Origin of the sequence: Salinibacterium sp. SWN139 (assembly GCF_015864625.1) — a bacterium.
Lineage (GTDB): Bacteria > Actinomycetota > Actinomycetes > Actinomycetales > Microbacteriaceae > Rhodoglobus.
In genome coordinates this window covers 1-11,142 of record NZ_JADYWV010000002.1, presented here as the reverse complement: position 1 = coordinate 11,142, position 11,142 = coordinate 1, and the positions used below count along the sequence as shown (strand labels likewise).

8 protein-coding genes are annotated in these 11,142 nt (G+C 56.3%); 7 read left to right on the top strand and 1 reads right to left on the bottom strand.

The window, feature by feature from the left end; translation table 11 throughout:
* Nucleotides 1–9 precede the first annotated feature (9 nt).
* Nucleotides 10–1,299 carry a nucleotide sugar dehydrogenase gene (locus I6E74_RS05195; protein ID WP_197123695.1) on the top strand — a complete coding sequence of 430 codons (1,290 nt, stop codon included), beginning with the start codon at nt 10–12 and terminating at the stop codon, nt 1,297–1,299.
* Between the two features lie 47 nt (nt 1,300–1,346).
* On the opposite strand, the gene I6E74_RS05190 is transcribed toward I6E74_RS05195, so the two are convergent.
* The gene (locus I6E74_RS05190; RefSeq protein ID WP_197123693.1) at nt 1,347–3,212 is read right to left on the bottom strand and encodes a glycosyltransferase; all 1,866 of its coding nucleotides are present in this window, start codon (nt 3,210–3,212) and stop codon (nt 1,347–1,349) included.
* Between the two features lie 329 nt (nt 3,213–3,541).
* Here I6E74_RS05190 and I6E74_RS05185 point away from each other — a divergent pair, with 329 nt between their 5' ends.
* The 6 genes from I6E74_RS05185 to I6E74_RS05160 form a co-directional block, all read left to right on the top strand.
* A complete protein-coding gene (locus tag I6E74_RS05185) occupies nt 3,542–4,627 on the top strand; it encodes an NAD(P)-dependent oxidoreductase (RefSeq protein WP_197123691.1) in 1,086 nt (361 codons plus the stop codon).
* Entirely contained in the window at nt 4,627–6,387 is a 1,761-nt protein-coding gene (locus tag I6E74_RS05180) for a CDP-glycerol glycerophosphotransferase family protein (protein ID WP_197123689.1), read from the top strand. The genes I6E74_RS05185 and I6E74_RS05180 overlap by 1 nt, the downstream gene beginning before the upstream one ends.
* 8 nt (nt 6,388–6,395) lie before the next feature.
* Nucleotides 6,396–7,097, top strand: coding sequence for an IspD/TarI family cytidylyltransferase (locus I6E74_RS05175; RefSeq protein ID WP_307784445.1), 702 nt, complete (start codon nt 6,396–6,398; stop codon nt 7,095–7,097).
* A gap of 108 nt (nt 7,098–7,205) precedes the next feature.
* On the top strand, nt 7,206–8,960 hold the full coding sequence (locus I6E74_RS05170; RefSeq protein ID WP_197123685.1) for a polysaccharide pyruvyl transferase family protein: 1,755 nt from the start codon (nt 7,206–7,208) through the stop codon (nt 8,958–8,960).
* A 193-nt stretch (nt 8,961–9,153) separates the two neighbouring features.
* A complete protein-coding gene (locus I6E74_RS05165; protein WP_374221047.1) occupies nt 9,154–10,602 on the top strand; it encodes a polysaccharide pyruvyl transferase family protein in 1,449 nt (482 codons plus the stop codon).
* 257 nt (nt 10,603–10,859) lie between these two features.
* The coding region (locus tag I6E74_RS05160; RefSeq protein WP_197123681.1) for a hypothetical protein at nt 10,860–11,142 on the top strand (283 nt) is incomplete at its 3' end.

The following is an 11,142-nucleotide window of genomic DNA, read 5'->3' as shown; positions in this document are numbered from 1 at the left end:
CTCGGTTTCGTGAAAATTGCGGTAGTTGCCCTCGGTAAAATTGGCCTCCCTTTGGCCGTTCAATTCGCTTCAAAGGGCCACGAAGTCGTGGGAGTAGACATCAACGCGAGCTTTGTCGATCTCATCAACAAGGGCATCGAGCCGTTCCCCGGTGAAGCCCACCTGCAAGAGCACCTGAGCGAACTAGTACCGTCAGGCAAGCTGCGCGCGACCACGGACTATGCCGACGCGATCCCCGGCGCTGATGCAGTAGTGCTGGTCGTTCCACTCTTCGTCGACAATGACGCCAACCCCGACTTTGGATGGATGGATGTCGCGACCCGCTCGCTCGGCGAACATCTCACTCCTGGCACTCTCGTCTCCTACGAGACCACGCTGCCGGTCGGCACGACGCGCACGCGTTGGAAACCGCTGCTCGAAGAAGTTTCTGGCCTCACGGAGGGCACCGACTTCCACCTGGTGTTCTCGCCCGAGCGAGTGCTGACGGGTCGCGTGTTTGAAGACCTCCGCAAGTACCCGAAGCTCATAGGCGGGCTCTCTGACGAGGGCGCGGCTCGCGCCACCGACTTCTACAACGCTGTTCTCGACTTCGACGAGCGCCCCGACCTCGTGCGCCCCAACGGCGTCTGGGATCTCGGATCAGCCGAAGCATCCGAGCTCGCTAAGCTCGCTGAGACCACCTACCGCGATGTAAACATCGGCCTCGCCAATCAGTTCGCTCGGTTTGCGGACAAGACGGGTATCGATATCTATCAGGTCATCGAGGCCACAAATTCGCAACCGTTCAGCCACATCCACCAGCCCGGAATTGCGGTTGGCGGACACTGCATTCCGGTCTACCCACGCCTGTACCTCTGGAACGACCCTGACGCGACTGTTGTGCGCGCCGCTCGTGAGGCGAACGCGGGTATGCCCGAATATGCGGTCGGGATGCTCGAGGGCGCCCATGGAGACCTCACGGGCCAGCGCGTCGCGGTACTGGGTGCCGCGTACCGCGGCGGCGTAAAAGAGACGGCGTTCTCGGGCGTATTCCCGACTGTCGCCGCTCTCGAAGCCCGTGGAGCCGTCGTGAGCGTGCAAGACCCGCTCTACACCGACGACGAACTTGGTGCGCTCGGCTTTGCGCCGTTCCACTGGGGCGAGTCTGTCGACGCCGTCGTAGTGCAGGCCGACCATGCCGAGTACCGCACTCTGACCGAGGAACAGCTTCCGGGCATCCGCACGTTCATTGATGGACGTCGGGTCAGTTCGGCGACCCAGTGGCCGAACACCATCTATCGCGTTATCGGTTCGGCGTAGGCATCTCACGCCGTGCAGACTCGCACACGCGTGTCAACGCTTCCGTATTAGCGTTCGATGGTTCGGGACCATGCTTCGACCGAAGTCAGGCTTGCAGCGTGTTCTCGGTATTGCTTTCGTAGCGATTTCCACTCCCGCGAGAGCTGCCGATTGAGCTTGAAACTCTCCACGAGCAGCGCGCGGAAGGTAGCGCGATCTCGCACGTACCAGGATGCCGCGCTGCCGTCTGCAGTATCGACCAGCACACTATCGAGCAGCGGAATGCGCCACCACGTTGCATCGCGCTTTCCCAGTTCGACGTGGGGTCGCGTATGGAGGTCTTCGGGCGTCTTTCGGAACCAATGGCGCACGAGGGCCTTTGCCGTAAACAGAGCGAGCCCGATGTTTCCGACCGGAGCCGCTGCGCTAGCAGGGTACGACTGCTTTCCGTCGCGGCTTCGCGGGCGTGTATCAGCCGAGTAGTGCTGCATTTCGGCGAAGTCAGCGGCCTGCGTGCGCAAGTTCTGCAGTGCCGTCGGCATGAGATCGTGCAGCTTCTCTGGCCCGGCCAGCACATCCTTGAATGCTTGATTGCGCAACGTGGCCGGGTAGTACTGAAACGAGATCAAGTGCTTAATATCAAGTTTTCGATACTCTCGGAGCAGGCCTGCCCCGGAGGAATCTGACGAGTGCAGGAGAGCAACAATGAGACGGTTGCGAGCATGGAAGTAAGCCTGCCAGTCAATAGTGTCGTCTTTATCGACCCATGACACGTGCCACAGCGCGGCGCCTGGCAACGAAACGGTTGGGAAGCCTGCCGACTGTGCACGGAGACCATATTCAGCATCGTCCCATTTGATAAAGACAGGCAGCGAAAGCCCAATCTCTCGGATGATCTGGCTAGGGATGAGGCACATCCACCATCCGTTGAAATCGCCGTCTTGCCTTTGGTGCAGCCACGGAGTGTCTCGAAGACTGCTCTGGGCGAAATCGTGTCGTTCGTGGTTGCGATCAGCCGGCCCCCACATGAATGTTCCTCGGTCGACCACTTCGGCGAACGCATGCAGCACGGAGCGCTTGCCCAGATCGAGCATGTGCCCGCCAACGATCGTGGGGCTCACGCAGTAGCGGGCAAACCATACGGCACGTAATATGCTTTCGGGTTCGAGCTCAACATCATCGTCAAGCAACATGACGAAGGCGGAATCTTCGCGGTCGAGAGTCTCGATCATTCCCCGGGCGAAGCCACCGGAACCGCCCAAATTGGGCTGGTGCACTATCTTCAGCTGCTCACCAAGCGCTGCAGCGACGTCATCATAGCCGGCCTGCTCCATGACTCTTTTGGTGCCCTGATCCACGATGAAGATCTTGTCGATTGCTGGGAGTACACCGCTGCTCGATGCCAGTGACTTGAGCGTCTCGACGCAGTAGTCGGGCTTGTTGAACGTGGTAATACCGAGTGAGACTTTGCCTTCTGTGACGGGGGCGTCGGTCACAGACCATACGAGATCTGACAGAAGAACGTCACTATCGGCGACGATGTCGATCCAGTACCAGCCTCCGTTCACGAACGGTGCAAGCGACAACTCGAAGCTGTAGCTGCTCTCATCGCGCAGTGAGCGTGTCTCGACTACGCGCGCCTCACCGCTATCGTCCGACCGCATCATCCTCACGGCGCCATTGCCAGAAGCAGACAATCGAGCGGTCACTGATTGAACGGTGGTCCAGTGTTGCCAATACCCTGCAGGGAAACCATTGAAATAAGTCGCCAAAGACACGGTGTGCCCTGCACGCACTCGCACGGAGTGGCGCCCGACCAACTCGACCGAGTTTGACTCTGGAGCATCCACATAAAGGGGCAGCAGCTCCTCGACATTCTGTTGGGGAAAGACAGCACGTTGGATGACCGTAGCGAGAGGTGAAGGAAGAATCATTGTGTCCCCTAGTTTGCCTTCTTTTGGCTGAGTTCGATGCGCGAATGGTTGATGCTTGGCTCAAGCACCCGGCAAACGCAGAGTTCTTAGTGGTGCGAAAACTGCGAATATCTCGATGTTCGCATCGCAAGCGAAGACCCCTCGCCCATTTGGCAGTTCGCACATCATCAGACGAAGCCCGAGAAGCGACTCGCTGAACGCTCGCGACGAACTCCCAAAAACCACCACTGATTGCCTCGGCGAATACCCCCGTAACTCGAAACCTGTGATGCTCCTCCGTAAGACCCTAGGATTCTTCACGCAGGCGCGCGCTGACGTAACATTGCGAGATGAACTCTGAGAAGACTTACGGCATCAACGAAGTGGGAAACTCAGTTGTCGCACACGATATTCATGAAATTCTCGCCTCCGCCCTGCCCTGGAATTCGCTCTTCGGCAAGACAGTTCTTGTCTCTGGTGCGAGCGGGATGATTCCCTCCTATGTTGTTTACGTATTGCTCGCTTTGAACGATACCCAGAACGCTGGCATCAACGTTCGAGGTTTGGTTCGCAACGGCGCCAAAGCTCGTGCAATTCTCGGCGATGTCGTGGACCGTCCCGACTTTGCTCTAATCGAACAGGATGTAGCAACGGCATTCGTTCTCGACGAGCCGGTCGATCTCATCGTTCACGGTGCATCGCCAGCCCGCCCAGCGCTGCATTCGAATAGCCCCGTTGACACGATTCGCGCAAACGTCCAAGGAGCCTTCAACCTGCTGGACGCCTGTGTGGCTTCAGACGGCGCTCATTTTGTGCTGATGTCCTCGGCAGAGGTCTACGGACAGCGGCCTGACGACGCCAATCTCGTTTCGGAAGACTCGTACGGCGCCGTCGATATTTTGAACCCTCGGGCTTGCTACACCGAAGGCAAGCGTGCAGCCGAAACCATCGCAGTGAGCTATCACGCGCAGTACAAGGTTCCTATTACCATTGCCCGCTTCGGACACATCTTCGGACCCGGCATGGCTTTGGATGACGGGCGAGTCCAGGCTGACTTCGCCGCTGATGTGATCGCTCACCGGGACATCACGCTGAACAGCGATGGCAGCGCTCGCCGCACCTACACTTACTTAGCGGATGCCGTAGCGGGGATGTTCAGCGCTCTCCTACTGGGAGAAAACACTGCTTACAACATCTCCGATCGCGATGGCTTCATCAGCATCCGCGACCTCGCGCATGCCTTCACCGCTGCACGCCCGCATCATGAATTACAGGTTCGATATAGCGAGCAAGTCGACATCTCGAAGTACAACCCTATTCAGGGGCAGGGCCTCGATGATTCTCGACTCCGCGCCCTAGGGTGGACTCCGCACGTGGGACTCTCGGCTGGACTGGATCGCACCATCGCCTGGCACGAAGAAAGGGCGGCACGTTAATGCTTGGCTCAGCAAACGCAGTTGATGAAGCTCCCGTTCCGGATCCAACCCACGTGTTAGCGGTCACTAACGTGGAGTGGGCGCGAGCCGAAATGACAATTCAGGTTCTACTTTCTCCCCTCGGTGATTCCGCAGTGCCGCACACCGAGCCAGTAATCACGTTCCAACTCGTCGACAGCCTGCGTACGTTACCCGTACCTGCCGTCTCAGTTGGCAACGGAGCCTACGCCTTGCACCTCAACATCACGGCTTTCGGTGGACGCGACACGATTCCTGACGGAACTTGGCGCGTCTACGCTCTTCTCGATGGCGAACGCGGCCCCATCGCTTCGTTCGACGGTGCACGGCTGAGCGAACTTGATGCCGCATCGCGGGTGTTCCTCTTTGACGCGAATCGCTCTTCACTCACCGTTTCCTACGGCATTGCCGACAGCGGTAGCGGGCTCGATTTCCTCATGCGAGTTTTCAAATTTTCACGAACGCCCCTGCGAACTTCGCATCCGTTATCCCCCAAACGGTTGCGTGAACGTGTTGTCGGCAAGACCGCAAAGTTCCACTACGCTCGCTGGATCTATAGTTTCCTCACTCGTTTCGTAGGACAAAAGCCTGGACGAGTACTTTTTGCATCCGATCAGCGAGGCGGTATGGAGGGAAACCTTCTCCGGGTTCATGACCGAATGGTCGAGAAAGGTCTCGACAAGAAGTTCGATTTCCGCACATCGTTCCGTCTCCCCCAAACCACACGTTGGCCCACGACAATTCACATCCTGTACCTGATCGCTACCAGCGAGATCGTGCTCCTCGACGATTACTTCGCTATGTTGCGAGGACTCAAGATCGACCCGCGCAAGCGAATCATTCAGCTCTGGCATGCGGGTAGCGGGTTCAAGTCTGTGGGATACAGCCGCTTCGGAATGTCAGGATCCCCCAATCTGTGGGATGCACATCGCCAATACACCTTCGCAATTACGGGGTCGCGGCACCTCGTGCCGGTGTACGCCGAAGTATTCGGAATCGAGGAAAGTGCCGTCATCCCGACTGGTCTGCCCCGGGTAGACGGCTTCCTCGACGAAGAGCGCACTGGCAAGTTTGTAGAAGGTTTCTACGCCGAGCGCCCTGAGTTTCGGAACAAACGGATTGTTCTTTTCGCCCCCACTTACCGCGGTCGAAGCATCAACAATGCGTTCTACGACTACGACCTCATCGATTTTGATGCACTGTACAAGGCGTGTGGCCCCGATACAGTCGTACTATTCCGCATGCATCACTTTGTGAAAGATGAAGTTCCCATTCCGACGCAGTACAAAGATCGCTTCTTCGACTTCACCCGTTTCAAAGACGGACTCAGCCTCCTACATGTAACGGATCTACTGATCACGGATTACTCGTCAATAATTTATGAGTTCTCCTTACTCGACCGCCCTATGTTGTTCTTCGCTCCCGACGAGGTCAACTATTCGGCTGTTCATGGATTCCACCGTGACTACTACGAAACGGCCCCTGGCCGGGTATGCACGACATTCGATGCTCTCATCGATGCGATCACTTCGAATGACTATGAGCAGTCGAAAGTCACACGCTTTCGAGAGCAGAACTTTGACAGAATCGACACTGGGGCAGCTGATCGCGTAATCGACTGGCTAATTCTGAACGATCCACGCACCACGCCATTCAAAAACTCAGATTCGGCAGGCGAACTCCATGCATCGAGTTCAGCCACACTTACATCTCAGTCGCAGCAGAAGGACGAAGAACTTTGAATATTGCAGTGATCTTTGCGGGCGGTATCGGCTCGCGCATGACATCAGCATCTCTCCCGAAACAGTTTCTCGAAATTCACGGCAAGCCCTTGATCGTGCACACGATCATGCACTTCCAGGACCATCCCGAGATCGATCGCATTGCCGTGTCGATCCTGCCCGAATGGCGTGATCGCTTCGCACAGTTGGTCTCCCGCCACGGACTCACCAAAGTGAACTGGATCGTCGAAGGCGGCCCGACCGGCCAAGAGTCACGCCACAAGGCATTGCGCGCCATCGCGAACGACGCCACCGACGACGCCGTCGTACTTCTCCACGACGGTGTGCGCCCCCTCATCAACGCCGAGCTCATCAGCGACAACATTCGCACCGTGCGTGAACGTGGCGCCGCGATCACCTGCACCAAGGTGAACGAGACTGTGATCTCTTCCGAAGGGGAAACTATCGAAGAAGTGCTCCCTCGGGACTTCCTCTACCTCGCCCAGGCCCCGCAGAGTCTGCGTCTGGACGCCGCAATGGAGATCTACGACCGCGCCCTCGCCGAAGGCGAGAACGACTCCATTGACACCGCCAGCCTTCTGCGCCGCTACGGACACACCCTCTACCGCGTCAACGGGCCACGCTCGAATATCAAGATCACAACTGCGGAGGATTACTACCTCTGCCGCACCTTCTTTGACCTCCTCGAGCGCGACCAAATCGGACGGTAGCCAACCTGCACAGCACCCGCGCACTGCCGATCTCTTTTCGAGCCGAATACCGTAGGCTGGCACCTACTCGACAAGGCGACACGACACAAAAGCTAGGGAATCACAGAGTTGAAAATCGGAATAATCGGAATTAACCGGTACGCAAAGTATCTGAACTTCGCGTGTAACGCGCACGTATTCGCGTTTCAGAAGTTTCTTTCCGAGAATGGCCACGACTCTACGATCCTCGACTACCAACCTGCTTACTTCAACAACTTCAACCTCCGGCATCCTGCCGATTACGCCGAGCAAAAACACCGTGAGGCGCTTTTGCGAAAGCCTAAAACACGCCAGGAGGCCGCAGCCAGGCAAAAGGCAATCGCGAAGTGGTCTGAGCTAGAAGAGAGCTATAGAAGCGTTTACGCCGAGCGCGAGCAGCGCTACGACAAATTTGAAAAGTTTATTGCCAAGAATCTCGTATTTACCAAGAATGTATACGATTCAGACTTACTGGAAATCGAGGATCCCGGGTTCGACGCTTACATCTGCGTCACCGACGTAATCTGGCAAGCGTTTCCCCGTATTGGCTTCGACCGTGGCTTTCTCTTGGGCAGCAAGGCTTTGGAGGGGAAGCCGAAAATCGCCTACGCTGCCAGCCGAGGCGCGTCCCCCGATTTCGACAAGAAGCACAAGAAGCAGTTCTTTGGCTATCTCCAAGACATCGACTCGATCAGTGTTCGTGAGCAGGACTTCAGCGAGTACATTGAGCGGGAGTCCGATCTCTCCGCTCCGCTTGTGCTCGACCCTGTGATGTTGCACGACAAGAAGTTCTGGCAAGAAGTTTCGGTTAAGCCGCCCGAAGAGCGCTACTTGGTTCTTTACTACGTGATGGAGAGTGCAACCGACACCGTCGATAAGGCCGTCGAATACGCCAAATTGCACGACCTCACGATCGTGGAGCTGTCAGATCACCCAAGTCGCGAGGGAAAAGTGATCGACCCGGACGTGAAACACATCACGCGCTACAGTGTTGGCATCGAAGAATGGCTTGGTTATATCGAGCACGCCGATGCTATATTCACAAACTCCTTCCATGGCTGCTGCTTCGCAGTGTTGTATGAGAAGACCTTCTTTGTCGGTAGCCGTAATGGTCAGAAGGTACCTAATTTTCTGGCAACTTTTGATTTGAGCAGTCGCCAATTTTCGCCCAACGACGATGTCAACAAGTTATCTGAGGCAATCGATTACGTTGCCGTTAATAAGATTCTTGACGAAAAGCGCAAGCACTCCAGCACTTTCATTTTGGATGCGATTGGGAACGCTAAACAGAGAGTTGCCTCGACGCCGGTCATCGACCACTCCCGCTACGACAAGGCTCGACGTCGACTCAAATACCCCGTGCGTTTCCACAGCGGACCTTACGAAAATAGTCTCATCTCTCTGCCGCACAGGGCCTCCAAGAGCGGACTAGTTACCGACCGCCTCGCCAGCGGGGCCCTTGCGTACACGCGCAAGGGGGCGCGTTACCTCAACGACGGCTCAAGCGCGGTCGAAAGCAACCGGTTCCGCTCGTCACGCTACGCGTTTGATGGTTGGACGATGCGCTTTCGCGTGGATAACCGCTGGTTCTGGTATCTCGACGACGGCTCCATCGTCGTGGGCGATGCTGAAGGCTCAGGCCTGGAAGCCCGGAAAGCTGTGCTTGCGGACAGCGCCCAGATCCCGCATCTCCCTGTCAACCGCATCGCTGTCGTAATAATGACCGCACGTTGGAGCAAGCTTGACAGCGAGCGAGGCACCAAACAGGATCTAGTCCGCCGAGCGTGGTCGTTCGGGCGTCGAGCGGTTGCTAAAGCACGGCGCAGCCTAACGAAAGCACGCTGACCGCGCGACACGACGGTGGCCACAGGCAAGCTCGGTCTCAGTCGTCTACGTGAAAATCCGGGATTGTCCTCGCAAACTCTCAGCCATGGCAATGGCACGCTTTCGCAAAACTCTGGACTGAGGTTTTCGAGAGAATGATGGAACTCCTTAGCTTTGATAGTCTCAAGGCGTTGCCGAATCCGGCGACCAAGAAGTGGAAAGAGGCCGGAGATTGAGTCAACACAGCGAGAAGTCGAAAGATGCGCCCCCGTCGTTCGCGAGACGCGCGTTTAGGAAAGGCAGGCGCATCCTCGGAAAGATATATCGGCGGCTTCGGAAGCTATTACCCGGAGGGCGTTCGAAATCGCAGTTGAGAATCCTTGTACTAACGAATCGCGATTCAGACAACACCGGCGATCAGATTATTGAAGCTACAGTAATCAGCTTGATCAAAGCAGCAATGAAAAACCTCGGAGTGCCCGCAGCCGGATACACGATCGCAACCCGCGCTGCAGGAATCATTAGCAGAAAGTACATGCAGACGGGAGACCCTACGTTGCTCAAGGGTGCCCGGAAGGCAATATCTAAATCAGACGTCGTGATCTTCGGCGGAGCACCTTTGTTCAATTATGCCTATCAAAGCTTTTACCTCCGCACGATCAAGACCTTAGAAATAGCTCAGGAATTTGGTGTTCCGGTTCTTTTCTCGAGCATCGGTGTCGAACCCTTCGACCCTAGTAACGCCAAGTCTCTGCAGCTTAAGGACGCCCTTGCACTGCCCTGTGTTCGTCAGATCACGACACGTGACGATTTCGATTCACTGCAGAAATACGTTGAAGGGACAAACGTTCGCGTAGCTCACGTCTCTGATCCCGCGGTGTTTGCTGACGTCATCTTTGACAAGGTCCGAGCAGTTGGATCACCAACAGGGCGGTCCCCGAAGAAGCGCATTGGCCTCGTTGTCACTCGTTCAAGGCTTTTCAAAGATAATCAGATCGAATTCTCTGAGGCGGATCAGCGCAAGTTCTGGATCGACGTGATCGAGCTGCTCACTGAGCGCGGTTATGACTACAAGCTGTTCACGACCGGTCATTTTACTGATGAGGTATTCCTTGACGCGATGGTTCGCGCAGAGAGCATCCCGCTGCGCAACGTCGCTTTCAACGTGAACTCCCCTGAGGAACTGATCAACGAGCTCAGCGCAAGCGATGGTGTCATCGCCTATCGCTTACACGCGAGCATCACCTCGTTCGCGTATGCGATCCCTTCCATTGGTTTGTCATGGAACTTCAAAGTCCCCGATTTCTACAAGTCGGTCGGATACGGGCACCGTGCTCTCAGCCATCAGCATTGGAATGCGGCAGAGGTCGTATCCGCACTAGAAGATGCGATGAGCGACGGGGTCACTAAGAACGAGGACTTCCTAGCAAGCGTCTACACAACCCTGTTTACTGGCTTGAAAGATGTCTTCGCTCCGCGCAGCACACGCGCCCCCTATTCCTACGCGGAACTTCGGAGGAAGCTACCACGCTACGAAGGCACCAGCGCTGCTGACTACCGAGGAAAGATGCAGAGAAAGCTCCGGCGGACCTACGAGGAATACCAAAAACACTCAACGTTCCACTACAACAAGATGGCCGCCGACGAGAAGGAAAAGTCCTAGTAATACGCGACCGTTATCTCGCTGACGCCACGTCAGCGAGATAACGGTAGCGAGCTCAGCTAGCAGATTGGCTCGCGAGGCATTCGGAATACTGCGCTACTCTAGGGCCCTTGCTTCACCTACGATCGGGCAATGCCGAGCATTTCAACCGTTGTATCAGCGGTCGAATTTTTCGGAAGATGAGCTTGCTCGTCTAGCCTCCCCGTCTCACGTAGCACTCGAACTTGAGGTCTCGTTGATCCTGCTATCGTTTCGATATGGTTCATCTCAGCCCGGCAAGTCAGTTCACAATCGGCTCCCAGATTCGGGTCGAGGTTGCGGTGGAAGCACCAGGCGAGACTCCCCGCACCCTGTGGTTCCAGATGGATGGATCTCTTGCACCGTCGCCTGAGGCGGTCGCGGACGCCCTGTTTCCGATTGGCTTGATGATCGCAATGGTGACAGACGGCACGCTCGAAATGGCCTCACCGGTATCTGCGCGTTTGCTTGATCAGGCCGACAAGATTCAAGACATTCTGCTTAGTTGGCATGGTTCCAAGC